The 20,861-nt window shown below is 55.7% G+C and carries 15 protein-coding genes; 7 read left to right on the top strand and 8 right to left on the bottom strand.

What is annotated here, in order from left to right:
• Positions 1-164: 164 nt before the first annotated feature.
• Positions 165-1,535, bottom strand: coding sequence for an aromatic amino acid transporter AroP (aroP, locus tag ACQUTI_RS16040; RefSeq protein ID WP_017901172.1), 1,371 nt, complete (start codon positions 1,533-1,535; stop codon positions 165-167).
• Between the two features lie 644 nt (positions 1,536-2,179).
• Here aroP and pdhR point away from each other — a divergent pair.
• The 5 genes from pdhR (at position 2,180) to ACQUTI_RS16015 (ending at position 9,753) form a co-directional block, all read left to right on the top strand.
• Positions 2,180-2,959, top strand: coding sequence for a pyruvate dehydrogenase complex transcriptional repressor PdhR (gene pdhR, locus ACQUTI_RS16035; RefSeq protein ID WP_002888699.1), 780 nt, complete (start codon positions 2,180-2,182; stop codon positions 2,957-2,959).
• Positions 2,960-3,096: 137 nt separating this feature from the next.
• On the top strand, positions 3,097-5,760 hold the full coding sequence (gene aceE / locus ACQUTI_RS16030; RefSeq protein ID WP_004204365.1) for a pyruvate dehydrogenase (acetyl-transferring), homodimeric type: 2,664 nt from the start codon (positions 3,097-3,099) through the stop codon (positions 5,758-5,760).
• 14 nt (positions 5,761-5,774) lie between these two features.
• On the top strand, positions 5,775-7,673 hold the full coding sequence (aceF, locus tag ACQUTI_RS16025) for a pyruvate dehydrogenase complex dihydrolipoyllysine-residue acetyltransferase (RefSeq protein ID WP_049092528.1): 1,899 nt from the start codon (positions 5,775-5,777) through the stop codon (positions 7,671-7,673).
• A 206-nt stretch (positions 7,674-7,879) separates the two neighbouring features.
• Positions 7,880-9,304, top strand: a complete 1,425-nt coding sequence (gene lpdA / locus ACQUTI_RS16020; protein ID WP_002888731.1) for a dihydrolipoyl dehydrogenase — start codon at positions 7,880-7,882, stop codon at positions 9,302-9,304.
• A gap of 164 nt (positions 9,305-9,468) precedes the next feature.
• On the top strand, positions 9,469-9,753 hold the full coding sequence (locus tag ACQUTI_RS16015; protein ID WP_410334060.1) for a hypothetical protein: 285 nt from the start codon (positions 9,469-9,471) through the stop codon (positions 9,751-9,753).
• A gap of 44 nt (positions 9,754-9,797) precedes the next feature.
• Here the strand turns inward: ACQUTI_RS16015 and ACQUTI_RS16010 are convergent, their stop codons facing one another.
• Positions 9,798-10,604, bottom strand: coding sequence for a DUF2950 family protein (locus ACQUTI_RS16010; protein ID WP_428923318.1), 807 nt, complete (start codon positions 10,602-10,604; stop codon positions 9,798-9,800).
• 11 nt (positions 10,605-10,615) lie between these two features.
• Entirely contained in the window at positions 10,616-12,250 is a 1,635-nt protein-coding gene (locus ACQUTI_RS16005) for a DUF3300 domain-containing protein (RefSeq protein ID WP_428923317.1), read from the bottom strand.
• 431 nt (positions 12,251-12,681) lie between these two features.
• Between ACQUTI_RS16005 and acnB the strand changes: the two genes are divergently transcribed.
• The gene (gene acnB / locus ACQUTI_RS16000) at positions 12,682-15,279 is read left to right on the top strand and encodes a bifunctional aconitate hydratase 2/2-methylisocitrate dehydratase (RefSeq protein WP_004204372.1); all 2,598 of its coding nucleotides are present in this window, start codon (positions 12,682-12,684) and stop codon (positions 15,277-15,279) included.
• Between the two features lie 187 nt (positions 15,280-15,466).
• Positions 15,467-15,829 carry a protein YacL gene (gene yacL / locus ACQUTI_RS15995; protein WP_023319739.1) on the top strand — a complete coding sequence of 121 codons (363 nt, stop codon included), beginning with the start codon at positions 15,467-15,469 and terminating at the stop codon, positions 15,827-15,829.
• 156 nt (positions 15,830-15,985) lie between these two features.
• Here the strand turns inward: yacL and speD are convergent, their stop codons facing one another.
• The 5 genes from speD to ACQUTI_RS15970 form a co-directional block, all read right to left on the bottom strand.
• A complete protein-coding gene (gene speD / locus ACQUTI_RS15990; protein ID WP_023319740.1) occupies positions 15,986-16,780 on the bottom strand; it encodes an adenosylmethionine decarboxylase in 795 nt (264 codons plus the stop codon).
• A 24-nt stretch (positions 16,781-16,804) separates the two neighbouring features.
• The gene (gene speE, locus ACQUTI_RS15985) at positions 16,805-17,665 is read right to left on the bottom strand and encodes a polyamine aminopropyltransferase (RefSeq protein ID WP_032455562.1); all 861 of its coding nucleotides are present in this window, start codon (positions 17,663-17,665) and stop codon (positions 16,805-16,807) included.
• A gap of 147 nt (positions 17,666-17,812) precedes the next feature.
• On the bottom strand, positions 17,813-19,150 hold the full coding sequence (locus ACQUTI_RS15980) for an FKBP-type peptidyl-prolyl cis-trans isomerase N-terminal domain-containing protein (RefSeq protein WP_370531939.1): 1,338 nt from the start codon (positions 19,148-19,150) through the stop codon (positions 17,813-17,815).
• Between the two features lie 674 nt (positions 19,151-19,824).
• Positions 19,825-20,235: a hypothetical protein gene (locus ACQUTI_RS15975; RefSeq protein WP_004204380.1), complete on the bottom strand. Its 411-nt coding sequence runs from the start codon at positions 20,233-20,235 to the stop codon at positions 19,825-19,827.
• A gap of 245 nt (positions 20,236-20,480) precedes the next feature.
• Complete coding sequence (locus tag ACQUTI_RS15970; RefSeq protein WP_004204381.1) at positions 20,481-20,828, bottom strand: YacC family pilotin-like protein; 348 nt, start codon at positions 20,826-20,828, stop codon at positions 20,481-20,483.
• Positions 20,829-20,861: the final 33 nt, after the last annotated feature.

Genomic DNA, 20,861 nt, shown 5'->3' with positions numbered 1-20,861 from the left:
TATGGAGAGAATTATTGGCTGCTATCGAGAGAATTACGTTGCAGGAACGCGTTGACGATATGGATAAAAAAGCTATGGAGGGGAAAGTGTGAAGCAGATAACAATGCTCTGCGCCCGTCATTCAGGGAGGGGCGCAGAGCAAAGAGAATTATTGATGAGATGTATTATTGTGCTTTTATGGTGGCGGCGGCTTTCTGTTTAAATAGATAGCCCACACCCAGCACGGCGATCCATACCGGGATCAGCCAAACGGAAATCGCCATCCCCGGGGTCATCAGCATAATTACCAGCACCGCGGCCATAAACAGCAGGCACACCCAGTTACCCAGCGGGTAGAAGAGGGCGGGGAAGCGAGTGGTGACCCCCTGCTGCTGTTTGGCGCGACGGAATTTGATATGCGCGAGGCTGATCATCGCCCAGTTGATCACCAGGGCGGAGACTACCAGCGCCATCAGCAGGCCAAATGCGGATTCCGGCGCCAGGTAGTTGATCAGCACACACAGGGCGGTGACCACGGCGGAGACGAGAATGGTATTCACCGGCACGCCGCGTTTGTCGACGCTGAGCAGCGCTTTCGGTGCGTTCCCCTGCTGGGCAAGACCGAACAGCATACGGCTGTTGCAGTAGACACAGCTGTTATACACCGACAGGGCCGCCGTCAGCACCACTACGTTGAGGGCGTTTGCCACCAGCGTATCGCCAAGCTCATGGAAAATCAGGACGAACGGACTGGTGTCCGCAGTCACACGCGTCCACGGCAGCAGCGAGAGCAGGACCGCCAGCGAGCCAACATAGAAGATCAGGATACGGTAGATAACCTGGTTAGTGGCTTTCGGGATGCTTTGCTCCGGGTTATCCGCTTCCGCCGCGGTGATACCCACCAGCTCCAGACCGCCGAAGGAGAACATGATGATCGCCATCATCATTACCAGCCCGGTAAAGCCGTGCGGCAGGAACCCGCCTTGATCCCAGAGGTTACGTACCGTCGCCTGCGGGCCGCCGTTGCCGCTGAACAGCAGCCAGCCGCCGAACAAAATCATCGCCACAACGGCGACCACTTTGATAATGGCAAACCAGAACTCCATTTCCCCGAACACTTTCACGTTGGTCAGGTTAATGGCGTTGATGGCGATGAAGAAGACCGCCGCTGAGGCCCAGGTCGGGATTTCCGGCCACCAGAACTGGATATATTTGCCGACGGCAGTGAGTTCCGCCATGGCCACCAGGACATACAGTACCCAGTAGTTCCAGCCGGAGGCGAAGCCGGCAAAGCCGCCCCAGTATTTATAAGCAAAGTGGCTAAACGAACCGGCTACCGGCTCTTCCACCACCATTTCGCCCAGCTGACGCATGATCAGAAAGGCGATAAAACCGGCAATCGCGTAACCAAGAATGATACCCGGGCCGGCGGACTGAATGACGGACGCGCTCCCCAGAAACAGGCCGGTGCCGATAGCCCCGCCCAGCGCGATGAGCTGGATGTGGCGGTTTTTCAGGCCGCGCTTCAGCCGATCGCCGTGCTGTTGACCTTCCATATGAAACCTCGTGTGTGGTTATTTTTTGTGTACGTCATCCGTCAGGTTGCTGCTTCACTGCTGTCCCTGCCAGAAAGCATAGCCAGCGAAAATTTGGGCGACGTGGCCCACTTTTTACCTGAGTGATGGCGCGCACATATTGTTGTGTTTGTGTATTTAACGACTTCCGTTTCTGTATTGTTTTGTTTACGGAAGGCGGTGCGGTAATTAAGAAAAAGGCCTTTCGTCTCAGGGAGAATAGTGGTAAGTGCGTTTGAATGCACCTGCTTTATGAAGGGATGATGACCATGTGTCTAAAAAGACATCAATAGACACATTCTGTATTATTCCGACGCACTGCTTCTTTCTGATTATTTATTCAATGATATTGTCTTTATATTCATTTATTGGGTCATTGAATCGGTTCAGATAGCGTAATTTTTCGTTTCCATTAAGTTAATGCTACCTCTTTATGAGTAAACGTAACATTTGTGCAAGGTTACATTTCTGAAATGTTATTTCTGTAAGGTTGTTAAAATGTCCGTCGTTTACTGATTTCAATCAAAACCTGTATGGACAGAAGGTGAATACTTTGTTACTTTAGCGCTACGAACTTTAAATTGGTAAGACCAATTGACTCCGGGCTAATGGCAGAGACAGGGAATATGGCCTACAGCAAAATCCGCCAACCAAAATTATCCGATGTGATAGAGCAGCAGCTGGAGTTTCTGATCCTTGAGGGGACCTTGCGCCCCGGTGAAAAACTCCCGCCTGAACGCGAACTGGCTAAACAGTTCGACGTTTCCCGCCCCTCGCTGCGTGAGGCGATTCAACGCCTCGAAGCCAAGGGCCTGTTGCTTCGTCGTCAGGGAGGTGGAACGTTTGTTCAGAGCCGCCTGTGGCAGAGCTTCAGCGATCCGCTGGTCGAGCTGCTGTCCGATCACCCTGAATCCCAATTCGATCTGCTTGAGACCCGTCACGCGCTGGAAGGCATTGCGGCTTATTACGCGGCGCTGCGCAGCAATGATGAAGATCGCGACCGTATCCGCGAGCTGCATCAGGCTATTGAGCGGGCTCAGCAGTCGGGCGATCTGGACGCTGAGTCCGGCGCCGTCGTCCAGTACCAAATCGCCGTCACCGAGGCGGCACACAATGTGGTTTTGCTCCATCTGCTAAGGTGTATGGAGCCGATGCTGGCGCAAAACGTGCGTCAGAACTTTGAATTGCTGTATGCCCGCCGGGAAATGCTCCCGTTGGTCAGCAACCATCGCACTCGCATTTTCGAGGCGATAATGGCCGGGGAGCCGGAGCAGGCGCGTGAGGCGTCGCACCGTCACCTGGCGTTCATTGAGGAAATTTTGCTGGACCGTAGCCGTGAGCAGAGTCGTAGAGAACGCTCGCTGCGTCGTTTACAGCAACGAAAGGACGAGAACTCCGGTTCTTAAGCGCCATTTTTAGAGCGCGGCAACTAAACGCAGAACCTGTCTTATTGAATTTTTGGTTGTTCAACGGTGAAGAACGAAGAGTTCAATGGGACAGGTTCCAGATTAATCAACGATTAGATAGATAAGGAATACCCCCCATGTCAGAACGTTTACCAAATGACGTGGATCCGATCGAAACTCGCGACTGGCTACAGGCGATCGAATCGGTCATCCGTGAAGAAGGTGTTGAGCGCGCTCAGTATCTTATTGACCAACTCCTTTCTGAAGCCCGCAAAGGCGGGGTGAAAGTGGCTGCTGGCGCATCGACCGGCGGTTACGTCAACACTATTGCCGTTGAAGATGAGCCGGAATATCCGGGTAATCTGGATCTGGAACGTCGTATCCGTTCTGCGATCCGCTGGAACGCCATCATGACCGTTCTGCGCGCATCGAAAAAAGATCTCGAACTGGGCGGCCACATGGCTTCTTTCCAGTCTTCCGCAACCTTCTACGAAGTGTGCTTCAACCACTTCTTCCGCGCACGCAATGAGCAGGATGGCGGCGACCTGGTGTACTTCCAGGGTCACATCTCTCCGGGCGTTTATGCGCGTGCGTTCCTGGAAGGTCGTCTGACTGAAGAGCAGATGAACAACTTCCGTCAGGAAGTTCACGGTAAAGGTCTGTCCTCTTATCCGCACCCGAAACTGATGCCGGAATTCTGGCAGTTCCCGACCGTTTCTATGGGCCTGGGCCCAATCGGGGCGATTTATCAGGCTAAATTCCTGAAATACCTGGAACACCGTGGTCTGAAAGACACCTCCAAACAAACCGTTTACGCGTTCCTGGGCGACGGTGAGATGGACGAGCCGGAATCTAAAGGCGCGATCACCATCGCCACCCGTGAGAAGCTCGACAACCTGGTGTTCGTTATCAACTGTAACCTGCAGCGTCTTGACGGCCCGGTCACCGGTAACGGCAAAATCATTAACGAACTGGAAGGCATCTTCGCGGGCGCTGGCTGGAACGTTATCAAGGTTATCTGGGGCGGTCGTTGGGATGAGCTGCTGCGTAAAGACACCAGCGGTAAGCTGATTCAGCTGATGGAAGAAACCGTTGACGGCGATTACCAGACCTTCAAATCCAAAGACGGCGCTTATGTGCGCGAGCACTTCTTCGGTAAATATCCGGAGACCGCTGCGCTGGTTGCCGACTGGACTGACGAGCAGATTTGGGCCCTGAACCGCGGTGGCCACGATCCGAAGAAAGTTTATGCTGCTCTGAAAAAAGCGCAGGAAACCAAAGGCAAAGCGACCGTTATCCTCGCCCATACCATCAAAGGTTACGGCATGGGTGACACTGCTGAAGGTAAGAACATCGCTCACCAGGTTAAGAAAATGAACATGGACGGCGTTCGCTACGTCCGCGATCGTTTCAACGTGCCGGTTGCCGATGCCGATCTGGAAAAACTGCCGTACGTCACCTTCCCGGAAGGTTCCGAAGAGCACACCTATCTGCACGCTCAGCGTCAGAAACTGCACGGCTATCTGCCGAGCCGTCAGCCGAACTTCACTGAGAAGCTGGAGCTGCCGACGCTGGAAGATTTCCGCCCGCTGCTGGAAGAGCAGAATAAAGAGATCTCTACCACTATCGCGTTCGTTCGTGCCCTGAACGTGATGCTGAAGAACAAATCCATCAAAGACCGCCTCGTGCCGATCATCGCCGACGAAGCGCGTACTTTCGGTATGGAAGGTCTGTTCCGTCAGATCGGTATCTACAGCCCGAACGGCCAGCAGTACACCCCGCAGGACCGTGAGCAGGTTGCATACTACAAAGAAGACGAGAAAGGTCAGATCCTGCAGGAAGGGATCAACGAGCTGGGCGCAGGCGCATCCTGGCTGGCTGCGGCGACCTCTTACAGCACCAACAACCTGCCGATGATCCCGTTCTACATCTACTACTCGATGTTCGGGTTCCAGCGTATCGGCGACCTGTGCTGGCAGGCAGGCGACCAGCAGGCTCGCGGCTTCCTGATTGGTGGTACTTCCGGTCGTACGACGCTGAACGGCGAAGGTCTGCAGCACGAAGATGGCCACAGCCATATTCAGTCTCTGACTATCCCGAACTGTATCTCTTACGATCCGTCCTACGCCTACGAAGTGGCGGTCATCATGCATGACGGCCTGGAGCGTATGTACGGTGAGAAACAAGAGAACGTTTACTACTACATCACTACCCTGAACGAAAACTACCACATGCCGGCCATGCCGGAAGGCGCCGAGGAAGGTATCCGCAAAGGTATCTACAAACTCGAAACCATCGAAGGTAGCAAAGGTAAAGTTCAGCTGCTGGGCTCCGGTTCTATCCTGCGTCACGTCCGTGAAGCAGCGCAGATCCTGGCGAAAGACTACGGCGTGGGCTCTGACGTGTACAGCGTCACCTCCTTCACCGAACTGGCGCGTGATGGCCAGGATTGCGAACGCTGGAACATGCTGCACCCGCTGGAAACCCCGCGCGTGCCGTACATCGCTCAGGTGATGAACGACGCTCCGGCAGTGGCATCCACTGACTATATGAAACTGTTCGCCGAGCAGGTTCGTACCTACGTACCGGCTGACGATTACCGCGTACTGGGTACCGATGGCTTCGGTCGTTCCGACAGCCGTGAAAACCTGCGTCACCACTTCGAAGTCGATGCTTCCTATGTGGTCGTTGCAGCGCTGGGCGAACTGGCTAAACGTGGTGAAATCGATAAGAAAGTGGTTGCGGACGCAATTACCAAATTCAACATCGATGCAGAAAAAGTTAACCCGCGTCTGGCGTAAGAGGTAAAAGAATAATGGCTATCGAAATCAAAGTACCGGACATCGGGGCTGATGAAGTTGAAATCACCGAGATTCTGGTCAAAGTGGGCGACAAAGTTGAAGCTGAACAGTCGCTGATCACCGTAGAAGGCGATAAAGCCTCTATGGAAGTCCCGTCTCCGCAGGCTGGCGTCGTGAAAGAGATTAAAGTCTCCGTCGGCGACAAAACCGAGACTGGCAAACTGATTATGATTTTCGATTCCGCCGAGGGTGCAGCAGCCGCTGCACCTGCGCAGGAAGAGAAGAAAGAAGCCGCTCCGGCCGCCGCTGCTCCAGCAGCTGCCGCGGCAGCGAAAGACGTGAACGTGCCGGACATCGGCGGTGACGAAGTTGAAGTCACTGAAATTCTGGTGAAAGTGGGCGATACCGTTGCGGCTGAGCAGTCTCTGATCACCGTCGAAGGCGATAAAGCCTCGATGGAAGTGCCGGCGCCGTTCGCGGGTACCGTGAAAGAGATCAAGATCAACACCGGCGATAAAGTGTCCACCGGCTCCCTGATCATGATCTTCGAAGTGGCGGGCGCTGCGCCTGCTGCCGCACCTGCTCAGGCTGCTGCTCCGGCGGCGGCTGCTCCAGCTGCGGCTGGCGGTGCGAAAGACGTTAACGTACCGGACATCGGCGGCGACGAAGTTGAAGTGACCGAAGTGATGGTAAAAGTCGGCGATAAAGTGGCTGCTGAGCAGTCCCTTATCACCGTCGAAGGCGACAAAGCGTCTATGGAAGTGCCGGCGCCGTTCGCGGGCACCGTCAAAGAGATCAAAATCAGCACCGGCGATAAAGTCAAAACCGGCTCCCTGATCATGGTCTTCGAAGTGGAAGGCGCTGCGCCTGCCGCCGCACCGGCTCAGGCCGCTGCTCCGGCACCGGCTGCAGCTCCGGCTCAGGCCGCTAAGCCTGCCGCGGCACCGGCTGCGAAAGCGGAAGGTAAAACCGAATTCGCTGAAAACGACGCTTACGTCCACGCCACTCCGCTGATTCGCCGCCTGGCGCGCGAGTTCGGCGTTAACCTGGCGAAAGTGAAAGGCACCGGCCGTAAAGGTCGTATCCTGCGCGAAGACGTTCAGGCTTACGTGAAAGACGCTGTTAAGCGTGCTGAATCCGCACCGGCGGCTGCCGCTGGCGGCGGTATCCCGGGCATGCTGCCATGGCCGAAGGTTGACTTCAGCAAGTTCGGCGAAATCGAAGAAGTGGAGCTGGGCCGTATCCAGAAAATTTCTGGTGCCAACCTGAGCCGTAACTGGGTCATGATCCCGCACGTTACGCACTTCGATAAAACCGATATCACCGATCTGGAAGCGTTCCGTAAGCAGCAGAACGCCGAAGCTGAGAAGCGTAAACTGGACGTGAAATTCACCCCGGTTGTCTTCATCATGAAAGCCGTGGCCGCTGCGCTTGAGCAGATGCCGCGCTTCAACAGCTCGCTCTCCGAAGATGGTCAGCGTCTGACGCTGAAGAAATACATCAACATCGGTGTGGCGGTAGATACCCCGAACGGTCTGGTGGTTCCGGTCTTTAAAGACGTGAACAAGAAGAGCATCACCGAGCTGTCTCGTGAACTGACCACCATCTCGAAGAAAGCGCGCGATGGCAAACTGACGGCGGGCGAAATGCAGGGCGGTTGCTTCACCATCTCCAGCATCGGCGGCCTGGGTACCACCCACTTCGCGCCGATTGTTAATGCGCCGGAAGTGGCCATCCTCGGCGTGTCTAAGTCCGCGATGGAGCCGGTATGGAATGGTAAAGAGTTCGTGCCGCGTCTGATGCTGCCGATCTCTCTGTCCTTCGACCACCGCGTCATCGACGGTGCTGATGGTGCCCGCTTCATTACCATCATCAACAACACCCTGAGCGACATTCGCCGCCTGGTGATGTAATTGAAAAAGCCGGCCTGACGGCCGGCTTTTTTCTGATAACCTCAGGCTGTTTGGGATTATCAGCAACAAAGGACAAAATCGTTTGCCGTTTGTTGTTTAAAAATTGTTAACAATTTTGTAAAATACACGCGGATAGAACGTCCCGGTGGACTTGGGCGTAAAAATAATAGCGTCAGACCCGCCGGATATAAATTACAGAGGTCATGATGAGTACTGAAATCAAAACTCAGGTCGTGGTACTTGGGGCAGGTCCTGCAGGCTACTCTGCAGCCTTCCGTTGCGCTGATTTAGGTCTGGAAACCGTCATCGTAGAACGTTACAGCACCCTCGGTGGGGTGTGCCTGAACGTGGGTTGTATCCCTTCTAAAGCGCTGCTGCACGTGGCAAAAGTTATCGAAGAAGCGAAAGCGCTGGCCGAACACGGCATCGTTTTCGGCGAACCGAAAACTGACATTGACAAGATCCGCACCTGGAAAGAAAAAGTCATCACTCAGCTGACCGGTGGTCTGGCTGGCATGGCCAAAGGGCGTAAAGTGAAGGTGGTTAACGGTCTGGGTAAATTCACCGGCGCTAACACCCTGGAAGTGGAAGGCGAAAACGGCAAAACCGTGATCAACTTCGACAACGCCATCATCGCGGCGGGCTCCCGTCCGATTCAACTGCCATTTATTCCGCATGAAGATCCGCGCGTATGGGACTCCACCGACGCCCTGGAGCTGAAATCTGTGCCGAAACGCATGCTGGTCATGGGCGGCGGTATCATCGGTCTGGAAATGGGTACCGTATACCATGCGCTGGGTTCAGAGATCGACGTGGTTGAAATGTTCGACCAGGTCATCCCGGCTGCCGATAAAGATGTGGTGAAAGTCTTCACCAAACGCATCAGCAAGAAATTCAACCTGATGCTGGAAACCAAAGTGACTGCCGTTGAAGCAAAAGAAGACGGTATTTATGTTTCCATGGAAGGCAAAAAAGCGCCGGCGGAAGCACAGCGTTACGACGCCGTGCTGGTGGCTATCGGCCGCGTACCGAACGGTAAAAACCTCGACGCAGGCAAAGCGGGCGTGGAAGTTGACGATCGTGGCTTCATCCGCGTTGACAAACAAATGCGCACCAACGTGCCGCACATCTTTGCTATCGGCGATATCGTCGGTCAGCCGATGCTGGCGCACAAAGGCGTCCACGAAGGTCACGTTGCCGCAGAAGTTATCTCCGGCCTGAAGCACTACTTCGATCCGAAAGTGATCCCATCGATCGCCTACACCGAGCCAGAAGTGGCATGGGTGGGTCTGACCGAGAAAGAAGCGAAAGAGAAAGGCATCAGCTACGAAACCGCCACCTTCCCGTGGGCTGCTTCCGGCCGTGCTATCGCTTCCGACTGCGCAGACGGCATGACCAAACTGATCTTCGACAAAGAGACCCACCGTGTTATCGGCGGCGCGATTGTCGGCACCAACGGCGGCGAGCTGCTGGGTGAGATCGGCCTGGCTATCGAGATGGGCTGTGACGCTGAAGACATCGCGCTGACTATCCACGCTCACCCGACTCTGCACGAGTCTGTTGGCCTGGCGGCAGAAGTATTCGAAGGCAGCATCACCGACCTGCCGAACGCCAAAGCGAAGAAAAAGTAACTTTTTCTTTCAGGCAAAAAGCATAAGCGGCTCCCGGAGCCGCTTTTTTTATGCCTGATGTTTAGAACTATGTCGCTATTCATAAACCGCTACACCTCATACATACTTTGTAAATAGTCACTCTGTAAACTTATAGGTAGTTAACGATATCAATGAGGTGTGTGATGAAACGCTTTTTAACCACAGCGCTGGTCGCAGCAGCGTGCTTATCCGGTGTCGCCTGCGCGGCTGACGCCACGATTCCGTGGGCGGATAACAGCGGTGGTACGGAAACGACCCATATTGCGGCGATGGGCCAGGATCTGAATGCTCAGCATCAGCAAGTGACCAAGACCAGTGAAGGAGTATGGGCGGCGAATTCCGGCAGCATCAGCGCTGACGAATCGGCATTGTCCAGTACGAAACCAGCCTTTACCGGCGATCCGTCGCTGATGCCCCACCAGGGCTAAGTGAATGAAAACGCCCGGTTGCGTATACGTAACCGGGCGTTTTTTTATGGATTGACCACCTGCCAGCCGGCGTCAGCGTCGGGGGCAAAGCGCGTTATCGCCTGGGCCTTTGCCGCGCTCTCTTCACCGAGATTGGCCTGATAAACCGTATCGTGCTGATCGATCATAAAGCTCATCACGCCGGTTTCCCCCCACGCCACAGGCCACGCCAGCAAGGCGACGCTCTGCTCATCTCTACCGGTGATAATGCGGAAGCGGTAGCCATGGTAGCCGCTGCCGGGAACCGTCGGGCTAAAGGCTGGCCCAAGCGGACTTGGCGCTTCGCCCGGCGAGGTGGGCCAGTACAGACCATCTTTTTTGCCTTCGCTACTGATGATTTTCTGCGCCCAGCGGTGGTTCAGTTGATAGTAATCCTGCTGGGCGTCAACGTAGGCATGCATGGCGGCTATCGCCGATAGTTCATTACGGCCGATAGCGCGGGTGAGGATCTCTTCTTCGCCAGCGGCCATATCAAAGCGCCAGCCCTGGGATGCTTTGACGATGGGGACTGGCAGCCGCCATGCTTCGCTACCGACGTCGAGCCAGGCTTTTTCACCCTGCTGCACAATCACATGTTTCACCTGCCAGTCGCGCTGGAAGCGGTCGACGGCAGTGGGGTCGATCCCGTCGGGGGGTAAAAAATGCTGCCAGTTATCGCCAAGCACTTCACTCAGCGCCGCATCATTTTGCTGGCCGATCGCCTCGGCCAGCGCGTTTGCGGCCTGCTCGGGGGTGGCATACTGCAGCTGGGCGAAGGCGGCAAGCGGCGACAGCATTAACGTGAACAGGGCAATTGGTAATGGGTTTCTCATTCTGCTCATCCTCAGCGGCGGCGTAGTTCATGGTGTTCAGAAAGACGCTCTCTGGCGCCGTCGCGCTGCTCGCGGTTTACGCTGGAAAACTGACGACTCTGCCGTCCCCGTTCTTGCTGCGCTTGCCAGGAGGGGGCGCGGCTTTCGTTGCCGCTAAGGGCGCTGGCGCGCAGATGACTGACCGTCTGCTGACGCTGGGCTGGCGTGGCGGACTGGAGCTGCTGCCGGCGCTGTTGCTGCTGCGGTGTAGTATTCTGCTCGCGGCTCTTAATGGTTTCCCTACGCTGCTGTTGCTGCGGCGTCGGGTTTTTCAACTGCGCTTTCGCCGCGTCTCGACGCTGCTGGGTCGATGTCGGCTCGCTGTCGTAACCGCGGTAGTTGCTGCGCTGGGTGGCTTGTTTCAACTGCGCCGAGGCCGCCTGACGCTGGGCATCGCGCGAGGCGGTGTTTGCCGCCAGGTTGCCCGCCGTGGCGGTCGACGCGCTGCGCTGCTGAAGCTGGGTCATCGCCGCCTGGCGCTGCGCCTCACGATCGACCGGCGCATGCTGGGTCGCGCTCAGTCCGCCGGATACGTTGGCCTGATGAAAGCGCTGGGCGACGGTATTATCGGGGTATGGCACGTGACCGCGATAGGCGGGGTTGTGCTGCCAGTTTACGCGGTCGCCCGGCAGGTTTTGTCCGGTAATGCGGTTAAAGTTATTCACATTGATATTGATGTTATCGCCGTTATGCGAGTAATCGCCGCGGTGGTAGTCGTCATCGTGATGGTGGTGGTCATCATCATCATCCCAGTCGATGCTGCTGAACAGCGCCCAGGTGGTCGCCACGCCCAGGCTGTAACCGAAGCCTTTGACGAAGCTATCGGTAAACTGCTCCCCGGGAGGCGGCGGCAGATAGACCGGAGGATAGGCGCTGTTCGGCCAGGTACCATAGACGGTGGAGGGGTTGTAGTTGGGAACATAGACCACCTGTGGATCGGTCGGTTCTATTTTTATGACCTGGGTTGGCGCAGGCGCCGCCGCGGTAGTGCTTGACGTTGATACGGTGCTGCTTTTCGAAGTGGTGGCCGGCACAGGCGCCGCTGCGGCGACAATCACTTTTTGCTGCGGCGTAGATTTCAGCGTCCCTGTCTCCTGGGCGATGGCACGCAGGCGTTGCACCGAGTCCATCACATCATGCGGCTGGGCCAAAAACGCATTACCCAGATTTTCCACCCAGGGCGGATTCTCGCCCATCATCGCCAGCAGGGCAGGGAAAGCGACAAGCGATTTGACGCTGGGATCCCATGGCTGGCTGGCAACTGCCTGAACGGCGGGATCCCCTTTCATGGTGGGGTTATCCTGGGACCACTGCACCGCCTGCATGACGTTGTCCGGGTAGGTGGAAGCCATCAGCACCTGCGACAGCAGACTGTCCGGGTAGAGCGCGATGGGGGCAACCCACTGGTCAATCTGCGACTGGGTGTAGGTGGCGGCCACCGGCTCCGCGGCGGCGGGTGCGGCTGGCGTTGGCGCTGGCGCAGGCTGCGCCGTCGGCTGAGTGACCGTCTCTGGAGTACGGCTTTGCACATAGAGTGTTCCCGCCGCCGCGAGTAAGCCAGCGCTACAGAGCAGGGTGATAATATGGGGTTTGAACGGCAGTGACATAGAAGCTCCTGACCCAAAAAGTAACCCATCTCGCTAAAGTATCGGCGAAAACGGCGCGTTTGCTGAGTATAAGTAAGCGGTATGGCTTTTTATTGATGATTGTTGGGATCGGCCCATGGCGTTGTACGCGGAAAGGAATTTTTGTCGCGGGATTTGAACAGAAAGCCTGCAATATCCTGCCCTTAACGATTCAGCTAAATTTTAATGTTGCTTTTTTGTAAACAGATTAACACCTTTCAAAAATCCTGCTATGCTGCCGACGCGGTATCGGGCATTTACCCTACAAACTGCTGTCTCACAGGAGCGTGAAGAAAATCGCCCAGCCACTAAATCCTTCAAGATGCGTCAAGGCGGCAAACTGCCAATACCGAAGCAGATTGATTGAAGAGGTGTAGGCCGCATTATGACAATGAGAAGCGAGGAGAACCGTCGTGCTAGAAGAATACCGTAAGCACGTAGCTGAGCGTGCCGCCATGGGGATTGTTGCCAAACCCTTAGATGCAACCCAAATGGCCGCGCTGGTAGAACTGCTGAAAAACCCGCCTGCGGGCGAAGAAGAATTCCTGTTAGACCTGCTGATTAACCGTGTACCGCCGGGCGTCGACGAAGCCGCCTATGTTAAAGCTGGATTCCTTGCCGCGATCGCCAAAGGCGAAACGACCTCCCCCCTGGTTACCCCTGAAAAAGCCGTTGAACTGCTGGGCACCATGCAGGGTGGTTACAATATCCACCCGCTGATCGATGCCCTGGACGACGCGAAACTGGCGCCGATTGCCGCGAAAGCGCTGTCCCATACTCTGCTGATGTTCGATAACTTCTACGACGTGGAAGAGAAAGCGAAAGCGGGTAACGAGCACGCTAAACAGGTTATGCAATCCTGGGCCGACGCTGAGTGGTTCCTAAACCGCCCGCAGCTGGCAGAAAAAATCACCGTTACCGTTTTCAAGGTGACTGGCGAAACGAACACCGACGACCTGTCTCCGGCGCCGGATGCCTGGTCGCGTCCGGATATCCCGCTGCACGCCCTGGCGATGCTGAAAAACGCCCGCGAAGGCATTGAACCGGATCAGCCGGGCGTGGTTGGCCCGATCAAACAGATCGAAGCCCTGCAGCAGAAAGGCTACCCGCTGGCCTACGTTGGCGACGTGGTCGGGACCGGCTCTTCACGTAAATCGGCCACCAACTCGGTGCTGTGGTTTATGGGCGACGATATCCCGAACGTGCCGAACAAGCGCGGCGGCGGCCTGTGCCTGGGCGGCAAAATCGCGCCAATCTTCTTCAACACCATGGAAGATGCGGGCGCGCTGCCTATCGAAGTGGATGTGTCAAACCTGAACATGGGCGACGTCATCGACGTTTACCCGTTCAAAGGCGAAGTGCGTAATCACGAAACCAACGAACTGCTGGCCAGCTTCGAACTGAAAACCGATGTGCTGATCGACGAAGTCCGTGCCGGCGGCCGTATCCCGCTGATCATCGGTCGCGGCCTGACCACCAAAGCACGTGAAGCGCTGGGTCTGCCGCACAGCGATGTCTTCCGTCAGGCGAAAGACGTGGCGGAAAGCACCCGCGGCTTCTCTCTGGCGCAGAAAATGGTTGGCCGCGCCTGCGGCGTTGCCGGTATCCGCCCGGGCGCCTACTGCGAGCCGAAAATGACCTCCGTCGGTTCTCAGGACACCACCGGTCCAATGACCCGTGATGAACTGAAAGACCTGGCGTGCCTGGGCTTCTCCGCTGACCTGGTGATGCAGTCCTTCTGCCACACTGCGGCCTATCCGAAGCCGGTTGACGTCACCACGCATCATACTCTGCCGGACTTCATTATGAACCGCGGCGGCGTCTCGCTGCGTCCGGGCGATGGCGTGATCCACTCCTGGCTGAACCGCATGCTGCTGCCGGATACCGTGGGCACCGGCGGCGACTCCCACACCCGTTTCCCCATCGGGATCTCCTTCCCGGCGGGCTCTGGTCTGGTGGCCTTCGCCGCCGCGACCGGCGTGATGCCGCTGGATATGCCGGAATCGGTGCTGGTGCGTTTCAAAGGTAAAATGCAGCCGGGGATCACGCTGCGCGACCTGGTTCACGCTATCCCGCTGTACGCCATCAAGCAGGGCCTGCTGACCGTTGAGAAGAAAGGTAAGAAAAACATCTTCTCTGGCCGCATCCTTGAGATTGAAGGCCTGCCGGATCTGAAAGTGGAGCAGGCATTCGAGCTGACCGATGCCTCTGCTGAACGTTCTGCTGCAGGTTGCACCATCAAGCTGAACAAAGAGCCGATCGTTGAGTATCTGAACTCCAACATCGTCCTGCTGAAGTGGATGATCGCCGAAGGCTACGGCGACCGCCGTACCCTGGAGCGTCGTATCCAGGGCATGGAGAAATGGCTGGCGGATCCGCAGCTGCTGGAAGCCGATGCTGACGCGGAATACGCGGCAGTGATCGACATCGATTTGGCGGATATCAAAGAGCCGATTCTGTGCGCGCCGAACGATCCGGACGATGCCCGCCTGCTGTCTGACGTACAGGGCGAGAAAATCGACGAAGTGTTCATCGGCTCCTGCATGACCAACATCGGCCACTTCCGTGCCGCCGGTAAGCTGCTGGACAGCCACAAAGGCCAGTTGCCGACTCGCCTGTGGGTGGCGCCGCCAACCCGTATGGACGCCGCGCAGCTGACCGAAGAAGGTTACTACAGCGTATTTGGTAAGAGCGGGGCGCGTATCGAAATCCCTGGCTGTTCCCTGTGTATGGGTAACCAGGCGCGCGTGGCCGACGGCGCGACGGTGGTTTCCACCTCTACCCGTAACTTCCCGAACCGTTTAGGTACCGGCGCTAACGTCTATCTGGCCTCTGCCGAACTGGCGGCGGTAGCTTCTCTGCTCGGTAAACTGCCGACGCCGGAAGAGTACCAGACCTTCGTGGCGCAGGTGGATAAGACAGCGGAAGATACCTATCGCTATCTGAACTTCAACCAGCTGGATCAGTACACTGAAAAAGCTGACGGCGTGATCTTCCAGACCGCGGTGTAAAACCATTCGGTCAGCCTGGCTGACCGTTTGGCTACAAACTCCTCAATGCCCGGTGAACATTGCATCACCGGGCATTTTTATTTCTAAACCTCCTGCCTGTTACGCTTTTTTTCTTTCGGTCTGCTGCGATAATTACTCCATGGGTACAGTGCAGCGGTGACGCATTGCCCTTGCAGAGGAAAAGACTATGGACTACGAATTTCTGCGCGATATTACCGGAGTGGTAAAGGTGCGAATGTCGATGGATCACGAGGCGATTGGCCACTGGTTCAACGAGGAGGTGAAAGACAATCTTGCTCTGCTTGACGAAGTGGAGCAGGCTGCGCGCACCGTGAAAGGCAGTGAACGTTCCTGGCAGCGTGCCGGACATGAATATACGCTGTGGCTGGATGGCGAAGAGGTGATGATCCGCGCCAATCAGCTGGAATTTTCCGGCGACGAAATCGAGGAGGGGATGAGCTACTACGATGAAGAAAGCCTCTCTCTGTGCGGCATTGAGGATTTCCTGCAGGTAGTTGCCGCCTATCGTGAGTTTATGCAGCAGCGTTGATGACTTATTTTGCGCCGGGCTGCGGAAAAGCGTAGCCTTGCTAAGCGTCGCGTGCGCAGGGCACATCCCCGGGTCGCGACGAGTACCTTGCCCCGGCTACCAGCCGGCGCAGAACCCAGGCCCGGCAAGCACAAGCGCCGCCGGGCATTTGAGGCATTACACGGCAGGAATATTGCGGCCGTAGTAAATCTCGCGCATCTCTTTCCACAGCAGGTCGGTAATGACCTTGCGCTCTTCAGCGGTCAACTCTTCCGGTCGGGTATGGAACATGTAGTGCTTAAGGTCAAACTCCTTGAGCAACATTTTGGTATGGAAGATATTTTCCTGGTAAACGTTGACGTCGACCATGTCATACAGCGACTTCATATCGTCAGACATAAAGTTCTGAATTGAGTTGATTTCATGATCGATAAAATGCTTCATCCCATTGATGTCGCGGGTAAAGCCGCGCACGCGGTAGTCAATGGTTACAATGTCCGATTCCAGCTGGTGGATCAGATAGTTCAGCGCTTTGAGCGGTGAAATAACCCCGCAGGTAGAGACTTCGATATCGGCGCGGAAGGTGCACAGACCGCCTTCCGGGTGGCTCTCCGGATAGGTATGCACGCAGATATGGCTTTTATCGAGATGGGCGACCACGGTTTCAGGTAGTGGGCCGGGGTGTTCGGTCTGGTCGATAAGCCGCGGGTCGACGGGCTCTTCGCTAACCAGAATGGTCACGCTGGCGCCCTGGGGTTCATAATCCTGGCGGGCGATATTCAGGATATTAGCGCCAATAATAGAGCAGGTTTCGGTCAGGATCTCTGTCAGGCGATTGGCGTTATAGAGTTCGTCGATATAGGCGATGTAGCCGTCGCGCTCTTCTGCCGTTTTGGCGTAACAGATATCGTAGATACAAAAACTCAGGCTTTTGGTCAGGTTGTTAAAGCCGTGCAGCTTCAATTTTTTCAATTTAGTTCACCCCCTTATTTCGCTTCACGGTGCGGACAGAGCATCATGCAGATATTGTGGTAAGGCGAAGGCCGCCGTATGGATTGCCGGATTGTAGTAACGGCAGGTCAGGTTGGCTTTGTGAAAGCGCGCCTGAATGATTTCGCTGGAAAGATGGCGCAGCGCCTCGTTGTCGCTCGCCCAGGCAAAGGTCATGATCCCGCCGTAATAGGTCGGAATCGCCGCCTGGTAGAAGCTGACGTCGCGAAAATAGTGGCTCAGCTTACGATGACTGCCCACCGCTTCGTCCTGCTGCAAGAAGCAGACGCCGTTCTGCGCAACGAAAATTCCTCCCGGCTTCAGGCAGCGTTTGCAGCCTTCATAAAAAGCCGAGGTGAAGAGGCTTTCCCCCGGGCCGATAGGATCGGTACAGTCCGAAATGATCACGTCAAACGTTTGCGTCGTCTGGTTAACAAAATTGACGCCATCATCAATCACCAGCGTAAAGCGCGGATCGTCATAGGCGCCGGCGCTATGGTTGGGCAGGTACTGGCGGCAGAATGAGACCACTCCGGCGTCGATTTCCACCATGGTGATACTTTCGATGCTGCGGTGACGAGAGACTTCGCGCAGCATCGCGCCATCGCCGCCGCCGATGATCAGGACATGCTTCGCGTTGCCGTGAGCCAACAGCGGCACGTGGGTCATCATTTCGTGATAGATAAACTCATCGCGTTCGGTGGTCTGCACGACGCCATCCAGCGCCATTACCCGGCCAAAGGCGCGGTTGTCAAAGATGATCAGATCCTGATGATCGGTTTTTTCGTGGTACAGCACGTTATCAACGCTAAAGTACTGACCAAAATGGTCATGCAGCGTTTCATGCCACAGTGGATTATCGGCCACGGTGAGGCTCCTCCTTCGTTAACATCTGTTACACCCGTAAAACGAGTGCAACATCATAGACAACTATAGATGAGGATGCACGGCGGTTATTGCAGCAATGCGGCAGGAATAACAGCACCGCCCGGAGAGGGCGGTGGGGAGACAGGGCTATTTTGCCGGCGCGGGTTGGCTATCCACTATCCGCACGGAATAGACCATGGTGGCGCCTGGGGGGATCTTCGGTGGCAACCCTTTACTGCCATAGGCTTTGTCGGGCGGGACGACCAGCGTCACGGAGCCGTGGTTCTGCAGGCGCTTCAGCGGCCCGCGAAATACCGGGGGATAGGCATCCAGTTTCTGGGTAAGCGCCTGATCTTTCGTCTCCATATCATTGATCACCGTTCCGTCCGTCAGCATCTCTTTGATCACCACGGTCACCAGATCGTTGCCGCTAATTTTTCCTTTACCCGGGTAATCGATACGGCTGTAGACGCCCTCTTTGAAGACCACACCTTTTTTGCGCGCAAATGCCTGCTGGTATTTCTGACCGGCGCTGATGTTTTTCTGCTCGATTTTATTCAGGTTCTGGAAAACCTGCTGTGAAATGTCAAACAGCGCTTTGTTACGCTCCTGTTCGCCGAGGCGAAGCTGGCCGCTGAAGGCATCCTCGATGCCCTGCAGCACCAGGTCGGCGTCGACGTTAACCCCCTGAGTGCGACGAGTCGTGAGGACATTAAGCGCCTCTGTACCCATCGAGGCGCCGATGGCGTAAGCCTGCTGTTCACCTGGCGCGCTGAGTTTGGCGGCGGTTTTGCCGGTGGTATTTCTCGGCGGGACCGTCAGCTGCGTCCGCAGCAGCTGGATTTCATCCTCTTTCATCCGCAGCTGGGCGTTATCTTTGTCCGCCTGCAGGCGATAGGCCGCCACTATGGCCGCCATCTCGGGGGGCTCATCTTTTGCCGCCACGGCGGCATCGGCGCGGCTCGATGGCGCTTTTTCCGCCGCGGCGAGCCGGTTAACCAGCGACTGCTTATCGGCATTAAGGGCTTTGACCTGATCAAGAGCGGTCTGCTGCGTCTTCTCTGCCGTGGCGAGCCGGTTAGCCAGCAACTGCTTATCGGCGTTAAGGGTTTTAACCTGGTCGAGGGTGGTCTGCTGCGTCTTCTCTGCCGCGGCGAGCCGGTTTGTCAGCGACTGCTTATCGGCGTTAAGGGCTTTAACCTGGTCGAGGGCGGTCTGCTGCGTCTTCTCTGCCGCGGCGAGCCGGTTAGCCAGCGACTGCTTATCGGCGTTAAGGGCTTTGACCTGGTCGAGGGCGGTCTGCTGCGTCTTCTCTGCCGCGGCGAGTCGGTTTGTCAGCGACTGCTTATCGGCGTTAAGGGCTTTGACTTGCTCGAGGGCGGTCTGCTGCGTCTTCTCTGCCGCGGCGAGCCGGTTTGTCAGCGACTGTTTATCGGCGTTAAGGGCTTTGACCTGGTCGAGAGCGGTCTGCTTCTCTTTTTCCATCACGGCCAGCCGGGTGGTTAACGACTGCTTGTCGGCGGCGAGGGCTTTTGCGTGGTCAGGAGCGGCCTGCTGCGCTTTTTCCATCGTGGCCAACCGGGTAGCGAGCGTCTGTTTATCCGTATTCAGAGCGGTGAGGATGGCGCTGAGCCGTTTATTTTCAGCTTCGGCTTGCTGAAGCTGTGACGTTAATTGTTGGATCTGCTGCAGCGCGGCGGCCTGACTTTGCTGCAGAATAGAATTCTGGGCTGTGCTTTCTTTTTTTATTAACGCCTCATTTTTCGCGGTGGCGGCGGTTAAGGCGACCTGTAATTCTTTTATTTTGTTATTTAAGGCCGCTTGCTCATTCGCGATGGAGGTTTCTGTGGCCGGAGTGTTAGCAAGCTGTTTTTTTAATTGCTGAATAGTTTTATTTTTTTGCTCAATCGTCGCCTGCTGGCTGACGATTCTTTTTTGCAATTGCGCGGTATTAGGCGTCTTTTTTTTATTATCCGCATTTTGACGATCGCCTGACGTTTGCTTTGCGGTTGCAGCATCGCTTTTTTCATGCGCCTGGGTTTGCTGCTGGGCGTAGTCAAGAAACGCCGGCGCGGCGCCGGCGAAGAACGGTGTTGAAAGCGCCAGCGCCGCGACGAGCATCAGCAGGGGCGCGTTGAGGGTCAGCGTGGCGGCTCTGTTCATGGCTGTTTGCTTTCACCCCGCTGTACCAGGCTATCGATCAGCGTTTTCTGGATATCGGCGCATAGTTTGATGGATTTAAACTGATACATGGAGTCAATGCCAAGCCGGGTGGGATCCGCCACTTTCTCGCGCACGCTGTTGTATTGTGATGCCGCACGCACTAAGGCGTTGAAGTCATTGCTGAGTTTGGTTGCCTGCTGTGGGTTAACCTCTTTTAGCGAGTCCAGCGCCTGTCGGCAGGATTCAATGCGCGCTTGTTCGCTAGCCGCGCGCTCCTGCTCTGCCTGCTGCTGTGACGTTAGCGGAGTGGTGAGCGGTTTTACCTGCTGGCGAGAGGCGGTATTGCTACAGCCGGCTAATAACATAGCGGCGAGTGGAATAATACGAAGAGTCAGCGAGATATTCACAATTTCAGTCCATGAAGTAGATATATTTTCAACGGATTCTAAAAGGGTGATTTTTATTTTGCAATATATCGCCAGGGATATTTTATTGTTTTTTTCTGGAAAGGCTGTTAGTACGGGTTTAATTTATTTATTGGATTGATGTATTGCGATATATATAAGGTTTATTTTATATAAAATAATAATGGTAAATATTAGAGGCGGGTGAGGAGGGGAAAAGCGCGGCGCGTTGCCGCCCGCGCGGGAAATTATTTGACGTAAGCCAGCAGGCTAAGTGAATCGCGGGCCAGCGCTTTACATTTTTTCGCCGTCGGAAGGTTAATGCCGCTGAGATCGCGATAGCTGTCTTCGCCAAGCGCTTTCATGTTGTAGCTGTCGTAGTTGCTCAGGTCCCACTGGTTCTGTTGGGCAAAGAACACCAGAGCGCGCCGGATCTGTGTGTTGGGCAGGTTCTGGTAGCCACAGTCATTTTTCAGAAACACAAAAACCGCGGTTAAATCAGCCATGTCTTCCGCTTCGGATTCGCTGAGCGCGTAGCTGTTGGCGGAGAGAGTAAGCAGGCTGCCGAGTACCATTGTTCTGAAAAGCGTCTTCATTTTTTCTACCGTTAGATCACCGACGCTTCAAAT

This window comes from Klebsiella sp. 7-CIP_Kleb. (assembly GCF_050378655.1).
GTDB lineage: Bacteria > Pseudomonadota > Gammaproteobacteria > Enterobacterales > Enterobacteriaceae > Klebsiella > Klebsiella quasipneumoniae.
The sequence above is the reverse complement of the archived record's forward strand: the minus strand, read 5'-3'. Positions and strand labels throughout refer to the sequence as shown.

What these genes read in the sequence shown, in the direction of transcription:
- ACQUTI_RS16005 (WP_428923317.1), bottom strand. Translation starts at nt 12,250, where the DNA reads ATGTCACTGCCGTTCAAACCCCATATTATCACCCTGCTCTGTAGCGCT.
- aceE (WP_004204365.1), top strand. Translation starts at nt 3,097, where the DNA reads ATGTCAGAACGTTTACCAAATGACGTGGATCCGATCGAAACTCGCGAC.
- yacL (WP_023319739.1), top strand. Translation starts at nt 15,467, where the DNA reads ATGGACTACGAATTTCTGCGCGATATTACCGGAGTGGTAAAGGTGCGA.
- lpdA (WP_002888731.1), top strand. Translation starts at nt 7,880, where the DNA reads ATGAGTACTGAAATCAAAACTCAGGTCGTGGTACTTGGGGCAGGTCCT.
- ACQUTI_RS15970 (WP_004204381.1), bottom strand. Translation starts at nt 20,828, where the DNA reads ATGAAGACGCTTTTCAGAACAATGGTACTCGGCAGCCTGCTTACTCTC.
- ACQUTI_RS16015 (WP_410334060.1), top strand. Translation starts at nt 9,469, where the DNA reads ATGAAACGCTTTTTAACCACAGCGCTGGTCGCAGCAGCGTGCTTATCC.
- aceF (WP_049092528.1), top strand. Translation starts at nt 5,775, where the DNA reads ATGGCTATCGAAATCAAAGTACCGGACATCGGGGCTGATGAAGTTGAA.
- aroP (WP_017901172.1), bottom strand. Translation starts at nt 1,535, where the DNA reads ATGGAAGGTCAACAGCACGGCGATCGGCTGAAGCGCGGCCTGAAAAAC.
- ACQUTI_RS15980 (WP_370531939.1), bottom strand. Translation starts at nt 19,150, where the DNA reads ATGGAAAAAGAGAAGCAGACCGCTCTCGACCAGGTCAAAGCCCTTAAC.
- ACQUTI_RS16010 (WP_428923318.1), bottom strand. Translation starts at nt 10,604, where the DNA reads ATGAGAAACCCATTACCAATTGCCCTGTTCACGTTAATGCTGTCGCCG.
- pdhR (WP_002888699.1), top strand. Translation starts at nt 2,180, where the DNA reads ATGGCCTACAGCAAAATCCGCCAACCAAAATTATCCGATGTGATAGAG.